At 35.9% G+C, this 16,728-nt stretch carries 14 protein-coding genes; 9 read left to right on the forward strand and 5 right to left on the reverse strand.

Annotated features, from left to right (window positions below; genetic code table 11):
- Together AAC084_RS20120 and hutG are read left to right on the forward strand one after the other, a co-directional pair.
- On the forward strand, positions 1 to 1,929 hold a 1,929-nt coding region (locus tag AAC084_RS20120; RefSeq protein WP_339842087.1), incomplete at its 5' end, for a urocanate hydratase.
- Positions 1,930 to 1,994: 65 nt separating this feature from the next.
- Positions 1,995 to 2,951, forward strand: coding sequence for a formimidoylglutamase (gene hutG, locus AAC084_RS20125; RefSeq protein WP_339842088.1), 957 nt, complete (start codon positions 1,995 to 1,997; stop codon positions 2,949 to 2,951).
- A gap of 183 nt (positions 2,952 to 3,134) precedes the next feature.
- On the opposite strand, the gene AAC084_RS20130 is transcribed toward hutG, so the two are convergent.
- Together AAC084_RS20130 and AAC084_RS20135 are read right to left on the reverse strand one after the other, a co-directional pair.
- The gene (locus tag AAC084_RS20130) at positions 3,135 to 3,488 is read right to left on the reverse strand and encodes a pyruvate kinase (protein ID WP_339842089.1); all 354 of its coding nucleotides are present in this window, start codon (positions 3,486 to 3,488) and stop codon (positions 3,135 to 3,137) included.
- A 106-nt stretch (positions 3,489 to 3,594) separates the two neighbouring features.
- Entirely contained in the window at positions 3,595 to 4,053 is a 459-nt protein-coding gene (locus AAC084_RS20135; RefSeq protein WP_339842090.1) for a small multi-drug export protein, read from the reverse strand.
- A 232-nt stretch (positions 4,054 to 4,285) separates the two neighbouring features.
- Between AAC084_RS20135 and AAC084_RS20140 the strand changes: the two genes are divergently transcribed.
- Complete coding sequence (locus AAC084_RS20140) at positions 4,286 to 5,677, forward strand: Gfo/Idh/MocA family oxidoreductase (protein WP_339842091.1); 1,392 nt, start codon at positions 4,286 to 4,288, stop codon at positions 5,675 to 5,677.
- Between the two features lies 1 nt (position 5,678).
- Here AAC084_RS20140 and AAC084_RS20145 read toward each other — a convergent pair whose 3' ends face one another.
- Both AAC084_RS20145 and AAC084_RS20150 read right to left on the reverse strand, forming a co-directional pair.
- Positions 5,679 to 6,152, reverse strand: coding sequence for an Lrp/AsnC ligand binding domain-containing protein (locus AAC084_RS20145; protein ID WP_339842092.1), 474 nt, complete (start codon positions 6,150 to 6,152; stop codon positions 5,679 to 5,681).
- Positions 6,153 to 6,501: 349 nt separating this feature from the next.
- Positions 6,502 to 7,854: a Gfo/Idh/MocA family oxidoreductase gene (locus AAC084_RS20150; RefSeq protein ID WP_339842093.1), complete on the reverse strand. Its 1,353-nt coding sequence runs from the start codon at positions 7,852 to 7,854 to the stop codon at positions 6,502 to 6,504.
- Positions 7,855 to 7,995: 141 nt separating this feature from the next.
- On the opposite strand from AAC084_RS20150, the gene AAC084_RS20155 reads away from it, so the two are divergent.
- From AAC084_RS20155 to AAC084_RS20180, 6 genes are all read left to right on the forward strand, one after another.
- Positions 7,996 to 8,874 (forward strand): sugar phosphate nucleotidyltransferase, encoded by an 879-nt coding sequence (locus AAC084_RS20155; protein WP_339842094.1) that lies wholly within the window; start codon positions 7,996 to 7,998, stop codon positions 8,872 to 8,874.
- Positions 8,875 to 9,143: 269 nt separating this feature from the next.
- Entirely contained in the window at positions 9,144 to 9,509 is a 366-nt protein-coding gene (locus AAC084_RS20160) for a hypothetical protein (RefSeq protein WP_339842095.1), read from the forward strand.
- Between the two features lie 95 nt (positions 9,510 to 9,604).
- Positions 9,605 to 11,902, forward strand: a complete 2,298-nt coding sequence (locus AAC084_RS20165; RefSeq protein ID WP_339842096.1) for an FdhF/YdeP family oxidoreductase — start codon at positions 9,605 to 9,607, stop codon at positions 11,900 to 11,902.
- Between the two features lie 230 nt (positions 11,903 to 12,132).
- Positions 12,133 to 12,996 (forward strand): UDP-2,3-diacylglucosamine diphosphatase, encoded by an 864-nt coding sequence (locus AAC084_RS20170; RefSeq protein WP_339842097.1) that lies wholly within the window; start codon positions 12,133 to 12,135, stop codon positions 12,994 to 12,996.
- Entirely contained in the window at positions 12,993 to 13,991 is a 999-nt protein-coding gene (locus tag AAC084_RS20175) for a glycosyltransferase family protein (RefSeq protein WP_339842098.1), read from the forward strand. Before AAC084_RS20170 ends, AAC084_RS20175 begins: the two co-directional genes overlap by 4 nt.
- An 18-nt stretch (positions 13,992 to 14,009) precedes the next feature.
- Positions 14,010 to 15,365, forward strand: coding sequence for a GH1 family beta-glucosidase (locus AAC084_RS20180; RefSeq protein ID WP_339842099.1), 1,356 nt, complete (start codon positions 14,010 to 14,012; stop codon positions 15,363 to 15,365).
- A 136-nt stretch (positions 15,366 to 15,501) separates the two neighbouring features.
- On the opposite strand, the gene AAC084_RS20185 is transcribed toward AAC084_RS20180, so the two are convergent.
- Positions 15,502 to 16,680, reverse strand: a complete 1,179-nt coding sequence (locus tag AAC084_RS20185) for an acyl-CoA dehydrogenase family protein (protein ID WP_339842100.1) — start codon at positions 16,678 to 16,680, stop codon at positions 15,502 to 15,504.
- Positions 16,681 to 16,728 lie beyond the last annotated feature (48 nt).

The following is a 16,728-nucleotide window of genomic DNA, read 5'->3' on the forward strand; positions in this document are numbered from 1 at the left end:
GTAAGTCATGCTCCGAATCGAAAGCAAATACTATCTATAGCTGAAAAACAATTAGCTATTAGAAATGCTCTGCGCTATTTTCCTACCGAATGGCATGAGAAACTAGCACCTGAATTCGCTGAAGAACTACAGGTTTTTGGGCGTATTTATATGTATCGTTTTCAACCCACGTACGAATTGTATGCTAGGCCAATATCTGATTATCCGGCTCATACTTCTCAAGCTGCTGCAATCATGCTTATGATTCAGAATAACTTAGATCCTGCAGTTGCACAACATCCTCAAGAACTAATTACATACGGTGGTAATGGAGCAGTTTTTCAAAATTGGGCTCAGTATCTGCTTACCATGCAATATCTATCGGAAATGACCGAAGAACAGACCTTGCATATGTATTCTGGTCACCCAATGGGCCTTTTTCCTTCATCAAAAGAAGCTCCTCGCGTGGTAGTTACAAACGGCATGATGATTCCGAACTATTCTAAACCAGATGATTGGGAGAAATACAATGCACTTGGTGTAACACAATATGGCCAAATGACAGCTGGTTCATTTATGTACATTGGGCCGCAAGGCATTGTTCACGGTACAGCCATAACAGTGATGAATGCATTTAGAAAAGTATTGAATAAAGATGAATATCCGGCTGGGAAGATTTTCCTAACCGCAGGTTTAGGCGGCATGAGCGGTGCACAACCAAAAGCAGGTAATATTGCAGGTTGTATTACCATTTGTGCAGAGGTTAATCCGCATGCAGCCAAAAAAAGGTTTGAGCAAGGTTGGGTAGATGAATTAATTCAAGATTTAGATTCACTGGTGATTCGTACAAAAGAAGCGAAAGGGAACAATGAAGTAATCTCTTTGGCATTTATTGGTAATGTTGTTGATGTGTGGGAGCGCTTTTATAAAGAAGATATTTATATTCATTTAGGTTCTGACCAGACATCTTTACATAATCCATGGGCAGGCGGATATTACCCTGTCGCACTTTCATTCGAGGATGCTAATGTAATGATGAATCAAGACCCGAAAGCTTTTAAAGCTAAAGTTCAAGAATCTTTACGTAGACATGCAGATGCCATTAACCTCCACACTAAAAAAGGAACTTATTTCTTCGATTATGGCAATGCCTTTCTTTTAGAAGCTTCGAGAGCTGGTGCCGATGTAATGGCAGAAAATAGTATTGATTTTAAATATCCTTCTTATGTACAAGATATTCTAGGACCAATGTGTTTTGATTATGGTTTCGGTCCGTTTAGATGGGTTTGTTCCTCTGGAAATTCTGAAGATTTACGAAAAACAGATGCTATTGCCCTAAGGGTATTAAAAGCAATAAAAGAAGAAGCTCCAGTAGAAATTCAACAACAGTTGCAGGATAATATTAAATGGATATCTGAAGCCGAACAAAATAAGTTGGTTGTAGGTTCTCAAGCCAGAATATTATATGCTGATGCGGAAGGAAGAGCAAAAATAGCTTTGGCCTTTAATGAGGCAATTGCTAATGGAGAGCTATCTGCCCCTATCATTTTGGGTAGAGACCACCATGACGTAAGTGGTACAGATTCTCCTTACCGTGAGACAAGCAATATTAATGACGGCAGCAAATTCACTGCCGACATGGCCATACACAATGTTATTGGCGATAGTTTTAGAGGTGCTACTTGGGTTTCCATCCATAATGGTGGTGGTGTTGGTTGGGGTGAAGTTACCAATGGTGGTTTCGGTATGGTGTTAGATGGTTCAAATGATGCAGAACGAAAGCTAAAAAACATGCTTTTCTACGACGTAAATAACGGGATATCACGCCGAAGCTGGGCCCGAAATAAAGAAGCAATGTTCGCTATTCAACGAGAAATGGAAAGAACTCCAGCTCTTAAAGTTACTTTTCCTAATTTAGTAGAAGACAAATATTTAGAGAATTTATTTTAATTAAATCTTGGCGTAAATTCCAAGCTTTAATAACTTACATTTTAACCCAAATTTGTTGATATTATATGTCAAATTACAAGCTTCCTAGAAAGGATAATTGGATTGGAAGGTCTTCTGACCAACAACTTTACTTGAATGAAAAAATTATTCTTTCGAGTATCAAATCACCATTTCAGTCTAACCAAAACAAGACTATTGCCCTATTAGGTTATAGTAGTGATGAAGGAGTACGCAGAAACCACGGCAGGGTTGGCTCATCATTAGGGCCTGATGCTATTCGAAAGCAATTGGGAAAAATGCCTAATCATCTTGCCAACAACAAGCGACTCATCGATTTTGGAAATCTAGAATGTACCGATGAAGATTTAGAAACACTACAAAGTGATTTATCAGTTGCAGTTAAATTCCTTTTAGAAAACAATGCAATTCCTATTATACTTGGTGGTAGTCACGATCTAGCTTATGGGCATTACAACGGCTTGTCTCAATATATACCAGAAGGCAAAACGATAGGAATCATTAATTTTGATGCCCATTTCGATTTAAGACCAAATACCAATGGTAATAACTCAGGAACACCTTTTTATCAAATAGCTATAGCGCATGAAGCAAAAAATGAATCTATAAAGTATATGGCCTTAGGTATTCGAAAAGATGCGAACACAAAAGACCTATTTGAATTTGCAGAGACCCATCACGCAAATTATTTACAGCAAAAATATTTTTGCATGACGTATTTAGAGCATGTAGAATTGCGACTCATGCAATTTATAGAAGATGTTGATTATCTCTACACTACTATTGATTTAGATGGTTTTTCTTCCGCTTATGCACCGGGCGTTAGCGCTTCATCGCCAATGGGTTTCTCACCAGACATTGTACTTAAAAGTCTTAAACTAATTCTTGAATCTGGTAAATTATTGGGGTTAGATGTGGTAGAACTGAATCCGAATTATGATGTAGATGACCAGACCGCTAAATTAGCAGCCTCTCTAGTTCATTATGTTATTCATAAAGTATAAGCGAAAACAAAAAAAGCCTCCCTTTATGGAAAGCCTTTCATTGGGTACTATCGGCATAAACCGATAAACACAATTGCCTCAAATATTCTTTGAGACACAACACAACGCCACAAAGATAATAAAGGTTTTTAAATAAATGTATAGCCTGTTAATTTCTTACAACAACTATTTTTCAACCAAATTTTATAAATCTTCATTATTATTAAAAAGTTGAAAAATCTGTTGTTTTTCACTTAGGTTAAATTGTTTGGAAGCAAACCAATCATGAATTTTAATTTTTTCATTTTCTATTTGGGCATTACGAATTGCTTTTAAAGAAACGATATGCCAATGCGAACCTTTATTACGTGAAACCGAATAGCCTACATCTTCCATGATATAAGATTGTTTTGGCCTATTAATAAGACGTACCCCATTTTTCAAAACAGCTAATGTTTCCGTTAAACGTACTACTTCAGAAAATGAGTACCTCGCAAAATCGTTGAAACCATTTTGCGCAACATTATAAAGTTTATCACCAATTTTAAGGTCATTCATAGCATAAAAAAGCTGCAAATTTAATGGGCTTAGGTTGGTAATGGAATTTTTAAGACGCTTAGTTATTCACAAAATGAAAAGAAGCAAGTAATAAGTAATGGATAATTTAAGCCATACCTTTCATGGTCAGTAAAGTAGTTACCCAAACAATTAAAGAAGATAAAAATATACCTATTGTATTAGCAACAAATGCTTTTTTTCTTTCAATCTTAAAAAGATAGCTAGCAATACTACCAGCATATACTCCAGTGCCAGGTACAGGTAGCATCACAAAAAATATAAGGCCGTAAAAACCGTATTTTCTTATTTTATCACCAGAACCTGTTTTAGCTCTTCTGGCGATATAAAGTGCACTTTTCTTGTAAAAATGCCATCGCAGCAATGATTTATTAACGGTATTCAAGAAGAACATCATTATAGGGAAAACTAAAACATTAGCTAAAAAACATACGCCAAGCACCAAATAAATATTCACACCATGTAAGAGACCATAGGGTATACCCACCTTGGCTTCCCCCAGTGGTGAGATGCTCCAAAGTGCTGCTATGATCAAATCTTTCAACAAATATCTATTTTAAAGGATTGCAAAATTACGTCCTTCTTGAAAAATTCTATGCCATTTAAATCATAAATAATGATGATTAACCAATTATCAAGATAAACAACTGTAATATTTTTAAACAACATTTTTTCGAGCAATTTCTTTTTCGATTTAATATGATAAAACTATCGTTGTAGCCAATAATAAATTGGTTATTTTTAAAAACTCACAACAACTACCAATATCATACCATATCATGAACAAAAACAATTCTAGAAGGTCGTTTATAAAACGTGCTTCACTTACCTCAGCTGCCTTAAGTACAAGTCCTTTTTTATTGGCGGCCTCAAATAATAAAAACCTAATTCTAAATCGAAACTATACTCAACAAGAGTTTAGTGCGAATGACCGAATAAACATTGCATTGATAGGGACGGGTATTCAGGGTATTTATGATACTCAGTCTGCCTTAAAAGTAGACGGAATAAATTTGGTTGCAGCATGTGATTTATACACCGGAAGACTTGAGCGAGCAAAAGAACTTTGGGGACAAGATATATTTGTAACCCGAGATTATAGAGAAATATTAAATCGTAAAGACATAGATGCCGTCATCATCGCAACACCAGATCATTGGCACCAAACCATAGTTGTTGCAGCACTAAATGCCGGTAAACATGTGTATTGTGAAAAACCTATGGTCCAAAATTTTAATGAGGGACAAGAAATTATAAAAGCTCAAAAAGACTCTGGAAAAATATGTCAAGTGGGTAGCCAAGGAATGTCTTCACTTGGTAATGAAAAAGCAAAACAACTTTATGAAGATGGCGCTATAGGTGATATCGTAATGTTAGACATGTATAATGACCGCTATTCTGCGGAAGGAGCATGGCAGTACCCTATTCCTACAGATGCAAATTCTAAGACCGTAGATTTCGATACTTTTTTAGGTAATGCTCCCAAAGTACCCTTTGAACCAAAACGTTTTTTTAGATGGAGAAACTATCAAGATTATGGTACAGGAGTTGCAGGAGATTTATTTGTTCATGCCTTTTCTACCCTAAATTATGTTATAAGTTCACATGGCCCCGACAGAGCTTTAGCTACAGGCGGACTCCGTTATTGGAAAGATGGAAGAGACGTGCCCGACGTTTCAATTACATTATATGATTATCCTAAAACAGAAACTCACGCACCATTTAATGCAGCTTTCCGTATTAATTTTATCGCTGGTAGTGGTGGTGGTGGTGGCTTTAAACTCATAGGCACAGAAGGTGAAATGGAAATTGGTCAAAACTCGGTAACACTAAACCGTTCAAAATTAGGTTTGACACCTGGTGGGTATTCCTTAATATCATTTACAGAGGAAATGCAACAAAAAATCAAAAACGAATATGCAGCTAAAAATTTAGAATCTAGAAGTTCTAGCCTATCAACTGGAACAACAACTTGGCAAGCGCCTCGTGATTACAAAGGTGCCCATTACGACCATTTCAATAATTTCTTTACAAGTATTAGAGGCAACGGCAAAGTAATACAGGATCCTAAATTTGGACTTAGGGCAGCAGGGGCAGCACTTTTAGCTAATGAAAGTTATTCAAGAGAACAACCAGTAAAATGGAACCCAACTGAGATGAAGTTAATGTAGTTTATTCTTCTTTCGCTTCGGCGAACTGAATGTGACGTTCTAAATTCTCCTCAATGGAGATAAAAGATTCTATACCACGTATACCAGTAATACTAAGAATTTTATCTTGATAGACTTGCTTGTAGTGAAAACTATCTCTAGCATGCATTTTTATAAAAATATCATATTTACCGGTTACGTGGTGTATTTTAACGACCTCTTCAATTTCATTTAACTTTTTCATGACCTTTTTGAAAAGGCTAATCTCTCCTAGAAATATACCTAAGAAAATAGTCATTTTCCACCCCATTTTAGCATAGTCTAAACTAAGGGTTGCTCCAGTAATCAAACCCATTTCCCGCATTTTTCGCATCCGCATGTGAACGGTTCCTGGAGAAATAATTAATTTCTTCGCAACATCTGTATAAGGAGTTTGAGCATGTTCCGCCAAAATATTTAATATATTAAAGTCTACGTGATCTAACTTATTCCTCATCTGTTACGATAACTTAAAATCTTATATCAATCGAAGAACAAACACCTATTGCGCTATTATAGGTATATTTCCTTTTTTAACAAATTTAATTCATAGTTATGTAATTTTTGATAATTATATAATAATAAAAACATCTGATATTGAGGTTTTACTTATAATTCATTAATCATTTTGAAGATTACACAAAAAGTATGTTCATACTATTTCAGGTAAAGCAATTGCTTGATATTTTATACACCGCACCTTAGCATCACAGCCTAGTTTATTCAAGACAAAAGGCCCCAAACCATAAACTCCGTTTATCAAAAAGTTTGGATAAACGGAGTAATGAAGCAAAAAAAGCATATTTCTAATAAGTCTCTTTCATCCAATCGTACGGTTTTCTATTCATCCAAAGACCTCTAGTGAAATCAGGAAAATCTTGAGGCTCTCCATTATTTGCAATAGAAACCTCAGAAAGCGGTGTAACAGCACTCCAAGCAGCAGCATCATAAGCATCTAGCGGCGGAGCGATATTTTGTTTCGCAGATTCTATAAACGAATTCATTACAAAGAAGTCCATACCACCATGACCAGCATCTAAAGCATATTCGCCATACTTTTTCCAAAGTGGATGGTCATATTTTTCTAACCATGGTTGAGCTTCGCCCCAAGTGTGAGGTTCTGATTGACCATCAACATAAATTCGATTTCCGTCCACTTCCCAAAGTCCGTTAGCACCTTGAACCCTAAACCCTAAAGAGTAAGGTCTTGGTAAATTACAATCGTGGGTAATAATAATAGTTTCGCCATTAGCCGTATTTATAGTAGACGTAATTACATCGCCCTGTTTAAATTTTACCTTGGCATTCGGATGTTGCTCACCACCTTCCTTTACAATGTAATTATGTAAGCCTATACCTTTTGAAGCATGGGAAGTCATGGATACAAAACGATTGCCTCTATTTATATCTGCCATAACAGCAATTGGCCCAAGACCGTGTGTTGGGTAAACATCTGCATTTCGTTTTACAGAATGTTCGGTTCGCCATTTAGATTCAGAAATACCTTTCTCACCAAATTCAACTCCTTTACCATAAGCCGTTTTTCCATCATTAAATTTCACATGTCTTAGATCATGTTGATAGCCACATCTAAAATGAACCAACTCCCCAAAAACATTTTGCTTCACCATATTAAGTACCGCCAAAATATCTCTACGGTAATTCACATTTTCTAAAATCATCATATGGGTACCACTACGCTCATGCATATTAACTAAATCCCAACATTCTTCTAATGTATTAGATGCAGACACCTCTACCCCAGCATATTTTCCTGCTTCCATAGCATCTACAGTCATACGGGTATGCCAAAGCCACGGTGTCGCAATTACCACTGCGTCAACATCTGCTAAGGCCAAAAGGTTCTTATAATCCATATCATTGGAACCGAACACTTTCGGAACTTTTCCTTTTGCCTCTGAGATATGTTTTTTAGCTATCGCTATTCGTTCTTCATCAACATCACAAATAGCAGTTATATTCACATCTTTTCGCAACAACAGGTTTTGTAAGTGATTAGTACCTCGTAGTCCGACACCAATCAATCCAACATTCAATTTATCTGCAGCGCTAAACCTATTTCGGGCAAAGCCTGGTACTGCAACTAATCCCATACTTGCAATTGATGCCTTCTTAATAAAATTTCTTCTTGAGCTCATATTAAAAAAATTTGTAAGCTTTGAAAATATAAAAACTACTTGACTAATATTAACTAATTATCAATTTTAATGGTGATACATCAAATTTGAAAGGTAATTTTTAATAGCATTTCATACTTTTGACATATAAATACAGAAATCATGACATTACTTTTAATGGCTGCCGGTAGCGGTAGTAGATATGGAAAACTAAAACAATTCGATGATTTAGGTCCTAACGGTGAATTTTTAATGGAATTTGCTATTTATGATGCCATTCAGAACAATTTCGAGCAGGTTGTAGTCATCACTAAAAAAGAAAATGTTTCTTTTTTAGAAGAGCACCTTTCATCTAGATTACCAAAAACTATAAAATTAAATGTTCTAGCACAAGAGCTTACTGATTTACCTGAAGGAGTAAGCTTTACTGGTGAGCGTAAAAAACCTTGGGGTACGGCGCATGCTGTTTGGACGGCAAGAAATGTAATCAATGGCCCATTCGTAGTTATTAATGCTGATGATTTTTATGGCCAATCTGCATACAAGAGAGCAGCCGATTTCATGAAATCAGACGATAATGCTTATGCACTTTTAGGATATACATTAAAAGATACCCTATCTGAACATGGCTCAGTTTCTAGAGGTGTTTGTGAAGTAAATGATGATAATTTAGTTTCTGTTCAAGAGCGACTTAAACTAGTTCAAAAAGAAGATAAAATTGTTGATGAGGATACGAATTTAGATTTCACAGGAGATGAGCAGGCTAGTATGAACTTTTGGGTTTGCAGACCTTCCATTTTTGATAAGATAGAATCTGAATTCCGATTGTTCTTGAAAGATGAAGATCGTATTGCGAACAGTGAACTTTATATCCCATTAATGATACAAGAGATGCTACAGGCAAACGAGATAGAAGTAAAATGTATACCTTCTGGTGGAGATTGGTTCGGTGTTACTTATGCAAGTGACAAGGAAAAAGCAATGAATAGCCTTAAGGAAAAATCTGACTCAGGAAAATATCCTGCTCCTATTTGGAACTAACCTTCTTGAAGTTATAATGAAAAACCCCGTTAGAACATATGTTCTAACGGGGTTTTCTTTGGTCTAAAATGGGGTAGACTAAAAAGAGTCCAATCTTTAGAGATTGGACTCTTTTACGAGAACACTATATGAAAATGAAAAAATTTTAATTCGTTTTTTATAACACAGTAAACTTACAAGGAAGGTTAAATATTAAAAACAAATTGATGTCAACCTCTTATATTTTGTTGTCAGATGGGCTATTTTTGTTGTGAACTCAAATCATAGCTATGAAAATTCGAATAAAAGGAGATTCCATTCGGTTTAGATTAACCCAAACTGAAGTAAAAGCACTTTCGAAAAATGGGAAGATATATGATAGCACTAATTTTGCAAATCAAAAATTTAATTACGGTGTTGTTCTAAATAAAACTATTAACCATCTAGGTATTCGTTTTGAAAACAATACCATCATATTAGAAATGCCAGAATTAAATGGTAAATCTTGGTACAAGAACGACATCATTACTTTTGACCATACGTTCAAAACATCGAATGAAAACGAATTATTCTTACTTCTAGAAAAAGATTTTACCTGCTTGGATAATACCAGTGAGGATCAGTCAGACAATTACCCAAATCCGAAATTAAGTTAAATTTTCACTTCCGCATTTTAAATGCCATTTTGAAAAAGTTACTTTTTAACAAAAACAAGTCAAAGATTTACCATTACAATTCCTAAGTTTAAGCTATGGAATCAAAATCGCAACGTAAAGTATCTTTTAGAGGTTCAGAAGATTTTCTTGATATTGAATTAAAAGAACCTGTTACACATGCAGCAGGTTATTTAGGTGTGCGTGAAGCATTAAAACATACTTTTAAGGAAATGGGCGTTCTTCGTTCGATGCGAACATTGTTGAGCATGAATCAGAAAGATGGCTTTGATTGCCCTAGTTGTGCATGGCCAGACCCAGAACATCCTTCCCCTGTTGCTGAATATTGCGAAAATGGAGCAAAAGCTTTAGGCGATGAAGCAACAACAAGCCATATTGGCGCAAATTTCTTTCAAAAAAATTCCGTTGAAGAATTATCTCTGTTAACCGATTTTGAACTCAATAAATTTGGGCGTTTAATAGAACCTATGGTTCTTAAGCCTGGTAGTATTCATTATGAGCCAATTTCTTGGCAAGGAGCTTTCGGCCTTATAACAGACGAACTTAAAAAGCTTAGCAATCCAGATGAGGCTATTTTCTATACTTCTGGAAGATCAAGTAACGAAGCTGCATTTTTATATGGCATGTTCGCGCGTGCTTTAGGAACAAACAATTTACCTGATTGCTCAAATATGTGCCATGAAAGCAGTGGTGTTGCACTTGGCGAAACGCTTGGTATCGGTAAAGGTTCTACGACATTAGAAGACCTTTACGAAGCTGAAGTAATACTTATTGCAGGGCAAAACCCTGGTACGAATCATCCTAGAATGTTATCTGCCCTTGAGAAATGCAAACAGAATGGCGGTAAGGTTATTAGTATAAATCCTCTCGAAGAATCAGGATTAGTAAATTTTAAAAATCCACAGCATATAAAAGGTTGGATTGGCGGTGGCGAAGACATGGCGGATATTCATCTACCTGTCAACATAAATCAAGATATCCCTCTAATCAAATTGATATTAAAGAAATTAGCGGCATTAGATCAAGAGCATAAAAATGTATTTGACCATGATTTCATTCAAAAATACACAAACGGGTATGATGCGCTTATTTCTGATTTAGACAGCCACACTTCTGAAGAACTCTTGCAAAAAACAGGCGTATCTGAAGATAAAATAAATGAAACCGTGGCGCTTTTAGCGAATAAGTCCAAAATTATCGTTTGTTGGGCTATGGGTCTTACCCAACATAAAAACGGAGTAGAAAATATTCGCGAATACGTAAATCTTTTACTACTTAAAGGTGCGATTGGAAAACCCAATGCAGGTACTTGCCCTGTTCGCGGACACAGTAATGTACAAGGCGACCGTAGTGTAGGCATACAGCATTTCGTTGATAAGGATATGAACGAGCGAATAAAAAAATACTTAGGTTTTACGCCACCAGGTCATGAGGGTGTAGATGTTGTTGGCTCTATGAAAGCTATGCATGATCGCAAGGCTAAAATTTTTATGTGTCTCGGCGGTAATTTTCTTATGGCCGCATCAGATACGGAATATACTGCGAAGGGCATTCAAAATTGTGACCTAACCGTGCAGATCAGTACCAAACTGAACCGAACACATTTGATCACTGGCAAAACTGCATTAATACTACCAACTATCGGCAGGTCTGAAAAAGACATGAAAGATGGTAAACCCCGTCATTTTACGGTAGAAAATAGCATGGGTAGAGTAAAAAAATCAAAAGGTATTTTAAAACCTGCGTCTGAATCCATCATGAGTGAGCCTGAAATTATTGCCAATCTCGGCCACGCTTACTTTGGTGAAAACCATTCTATGAATTGGAAATCTTTAGGTGATGATTATGAATTGATTAGAACTCAAATAGACCAAGTAGCAAAAGGTTTTAGTAAAACCAAAGAGCGTTCTGAAGGTGCAGGGTATTACTTACCCAATAATGTGCGTGATTTAGATTTTAGTATGCTACCAAATGGTAAGGCACAAATAACCATCAACAAATCACCGGTACATGAGCTAGCAAAAGATGAATACATGCTAATGACCATACGCTCACACGATCAATTCAATACCACCATTTATGGTTTAGATGATCGTTACCGAGGTGTATACAATGCAAGACGAGTTATTTTTATGAATATTGATGACATGAAAGCAGTCGGTCTAAAAAAATTAGATATTGTTGATATTACAAGCACCTATGATACTACCGTAAGGGTCGCACATAATTTCAAGATTGTACCATACAATATACCTTCAGGTAATTTGGCTTCTTACTTTCCTGAAACCAATGTTTTGGTACCCTACAATCACTTTGCCGAACGTAGTAAAACACCCATTAGCAAATCTATCAAAGTAAGGTTGGTAAAGAAATAGTTAATAAAAATAGACTTCACTGTACATAGTTTAACAAAATCATAACCCAAACATAAGTTACTAGTAACCCTTTTATAAATAGAAATAGTGAAACTTTACACTCATAAGTTTCAGACTATGAAATCTATTAAATTGGTCTTTTTCAATATTGCCTTTCATGCAAAATATTTCAAGCTTAAGGCCTCTTTACTTCTCTTTAAACTTAAGAAAAAGGAATCTGTAATTAACATATGAAGAAAAGACCAGTTGATATTGTGGTGATATCGGATGTTCACTTAGGAACGTATGGGTGCCATGCAAAAGAACTTTTAAAATATTTAAAATCTATAAAGCCAAAAGAGGTTATTTTAAATGGGGATATTGTAGATATATGGCAATTTAGCAAACGCTATTGGCCAAAATCACATATGAAAGTGGTGAAACTTTTACTTGAATGGGTTGCCAAAGGTATTCCCGTTCATTACATCACGGGTAACCACGACGAACTTCTGAGAAAATTTTCGGGCAATAGTATGGGGTCTCTTACTATTGTCAACAAAATGGTAATTCCTTTAAATGGTGAAAAAGCATGGATTTTTCATGGCGATGTATTTGATGTAACTATGCAACACTCTAAATGGGTAGCCAAGTTAGGAGCAAAAGGATACGATTTTCTAATCGTATTGAATAGAGGAATTAATTTTATCAGCAAAAAAATAGGCAAAGGCCCCATTTCGATGTCTAAAAAAATAAAAAACGGAGTAAAATCTGCCGTAAAGTTCATCAACGATTTCGAACAAATAGCGGCAGAAATAGCTATTGAAAATGGTTATGATTATGTGATATGCGGACATATTCATCAACCTGAAATTCGAAAAATAAAGACTGATAAGGGTGAAGTTACTTATTTAAATTCTGGGGATTGGATAGAGAATTTAACCGCTCTAGAATACCACAAGGGAAAATGGAAACTATATTCCTATTTAGAAGATAAAAAGGTAATTGACCATTTGGAAGACATTACAGAAGAAACCTTTGTGTTAGAAAAAGCCGAACTATTTCAAAGTCTTTTAGAGGAGTTCAGAATAAGTGGAATGACACAACAGAGCAAATGAAAGTTTTATATGCAATTCAAGGAACGGGTAACGGACATTTAAGTAGGGCTCGAGATGTTATACCAGCGCTTTTAAAACAAAATGTAACACTAGACTTATTAGTAAGTGGTATACAGGCAGACATTCAATTACCATATCCTGTAAAATACCAGTTAAAAGGTCTAAGCTTTATTTTCGGAAAAAAGGGAGGCGTAGATATGTGGAAAACCTATTATAGAGCAAATTCGTTACGCTTACAAAAGGAAGTCAAAAGTATACCCGTTGAAGAATACGATTTAATCATCAATGACTTTGAGCCTATTACGGCGTGGGCCTGTAAATTAAAACATAAACCGTGTTTCAGTTTTAGCCACCAAGCAGCAGTTCTTTCACCGAGAGCACCAAAGCCTAAGAAAAAGGACCCTCTAGGAAAATGGATTTTAAATAATTACGCACCAACAAGTCATCAATTTGGTCTTCATTTTAAATCGTATGAATCTGGCATATTTACACCAATAATAAGAAATGATATTCGGCTTGCTAAAATCTCCAAAGGAGACCATTATACGGTTTACCTACCGTCTTATAGTGATGAAAAATTATTTAAATTTCTATCTAAAGTGAAAGGTGTTCAATGGGAAGTATTCTCTAAACATAATAAAAAGGAGCATACGAAAGAGAACATTAATATAAAACCGATTACCAATGAAGCCTTTGTAAAAAGCATGGCCTCAAGTAAGGGAATATTATGTGGTGCCGGATTTGAAACTCCCGCAGAAAGCCTTTTCATGCAAAAAAAACTTTTGGTGATACCTATGAAAGGGCAATACGAACAACAGTGTAATGCTGCTGCCTTAGCACAAATGGGTGTTCCGGTCATAAAATCCTTAAAAAATAAGCATTTAGTTAAAGTTCAACATTGGTTAGACACCGACACCGTAGTTCCTGTAGACTTTCCGGATATCACCGATAAAATTGTATCCCAGCTTTTGAAAGAATCTCAAAAGAAATATTAAAAAAATTCTCCTATTCCATTGAAAAACCAAGAAGAACCCTTTTTGAACGCATCAGATTTTGGTAAAGATTTTACATGGGGAGTTTCAACTGCAGCTTATCAAATTGAGGGCGGTCATAATGCCCAAGGTAAAGGCCCATCCATATGGGACAATTTTACGACGAAACCAAGAGCGATTTACAACGGTGATAACGGCAATATCACTTGCGATTTTTTCAATAAGTATAAAGAGGATATTTTATTAATGAAATCAATGAACATTGATAATTTTAGATTTTCAATTTCTTGGTCACGAGTTTTACCCAATGGTGTTGGAGCTGTAAATAGTAAAGGACTCGATTTCTATAATGATGTAATCAATTTTTGCTTAGAACAAGAAATCACCCCGTGGGTTACCTTATATCATTGGGATTTACCACAGTCATTAGAAGAACGAGGAGGATGGACCAATAGAACTGTTGTCGAATGGTTTTCAGAATTCGTTACCGTTTGTGCTAACGCTTTTGGCGACCGTGTTAAAAATTGGATGGTTTTAAACGAACCCATGGTTTTTATAGGAGCTGGGTATTTCTTAGGGGTTCACGCACCAGGCAAGAAAGGCTTAAAGAATTTTTTACCTGCTGTACATCATTCCGTTCTATGCCAAGCCAAAGGTGGTAGATTATTACGCAAGCTGGTACCTCAAGCACATATAGGCACTACTTTTTCATGCTCACACATAACTCCTTTTAGAAAAAACAGAAGAGATAAGGCAACAGCCATAAAAGTTGATGCCTTATTGAACCGACTTTTCATAGAGCCCGCACTAGGCTTAGGATATCCAATAAAAGAAGCTCCTATCCTAAAAAAATTACGCCCATATATTCAGCCTAATGACATGGAAGATTGCAAATTCGATTTTGATTTTATAGGTATTCAGAACTACACCCGCGAAAAGGTTAAGTACAGCATATTTGTTCCTTACTTAAGAGCTAAAATTATTAGGGCAGGTAAACGGAACGTCAAAACTACGTTGATGGATTGGGAGGTTTATCCACCTAGCATATATCAAATGATTAAAAAGTACAGTGTATACCCTCAAATAAAAAAAATAATGATTACTGAAAATGGTGCTGCTTTTGAAGACCATGTGACGAATGAAAATATTGAAGACAACGACCGCCGTAACTTTCTACAACAATATTTAGGTCAAGTTTTAAAAGCAAAAAAAGAAGGATTAAATATTCACGGTTATTTCGTTTGGACATTTACCGACAATTTTGAGTGGGCAGAAGGTTATTATCCAAGATTCGGATTAGTTTATGTTGATTTTAAATCTTTAAAAAGAACCATAAAAGCATCTGGACAATGGTTTGCCAAATTTTTATCAAACTAAATAATTAGGCATAAAAAAGCCGATGTTCCCATCGGCTAAGCTTTATCAAAAAACATGCACACATCTTACCAGTGCAATTCAAAGGTAGATTGAGATTAATCAATACATGTTATCGCTATTAAAGCAAATTGTTATCTTATTGAAAAGCCGGCATACCCGTAATATCGGCACCCGTAATCAATAAATGTATATCGTGAGTACCTTCGTAAGTAATAACACTTTCTAAGTTCATCATATGCCTCATAATGCTATACTCGCCAGTTATACCCATAGCACCTAAAACCTGTCTTGCTTCCCTTGCTATTTTTATAGCCATTTCAACATTATTCCTTTTAGCCATTGAAATTTGTGCCGTAGTTGCTTTCCCTTCATTTTTCAATTGCCCTAAGCGAAATGCCAATAATTGAGCCTTGGTGATTTCGGTAATCATTTCAGCTAATTTCTTTTGTTGTAATTGTGTAGCAGCAATAGGTTTACCAAATTGAACTCGTTCTTTTGCATAACGTAAAGCAGTATCATAACAGTCCATGGCCGCACCGATGGCACCCCATGAAATTCCATATCTAGCAGAATCTAAACAACCTAATGGCGCTCCTAATCCAGATTTATTAGGTAATAAATTTTCTTTAGGGATTTTAACATTATCAAAAATCAATTCTCCGGTTGCCGATGCTCTCAACGACCATTTGTTATGCGTTTCAGGAGTTGTAAAACCCTCCATACCACGTTCAACAATAAGACCATGTATACGACCTTCTTCATTCTTTGCCCATACTACTGCAATATCACAGAAGGGTGAATTTGAAATCCATAATTTAGCACCGTTCAAAAGATAATGGTCACCCATATCTTTGTATTTGGTTTCCATACCGCTTGGGTTAGATCCATGGTTTGGCTCAGTTAAACCGAAAGAACCCATCCATTCGCCAGAAGCCAATTTTGGTAAATATTTTTTGCGTTGCTCTTCAGTACCGTAAGTAAATATTGGATACATAACTAGAGAAGATTGTACCGATGCCGTTGATCGCACCCCACTATCCCCTCTTTCAATTTCTTGCATGATAAGTCCGTAACTGATTTGGTCTAATCCAGCACCACCATATTCTTCAGGAATATATGGGCCAAAAGCTCCAATTTCTGCAAGACCACCAATTATTTGCTTTGGGAATTCTGCTTTTTGCGCGTATTCCTCAATTATTGGCGACACATCTCTTTTTACCCATTGCCGTGCTGCATCCCGTACTAATAGATGTTCTTCAGAAAATAAGTCATCTAAATTATAATAGTCTGGTGCTTCAAATAAATCAGGTCTCATAACATTGCTTTTATCAAAGATAATTAAAGAAATATAACATTAGATAAG

Source organism: uncultured Maribacter sp. (assembly GCF_963977385.1).
Taxonomy (GTDB): domain Bacteria; phylum Bacteroidota; class Bacteroidia; order Flavobacteriales; family Flavobacteriaceae; genus Maribacter.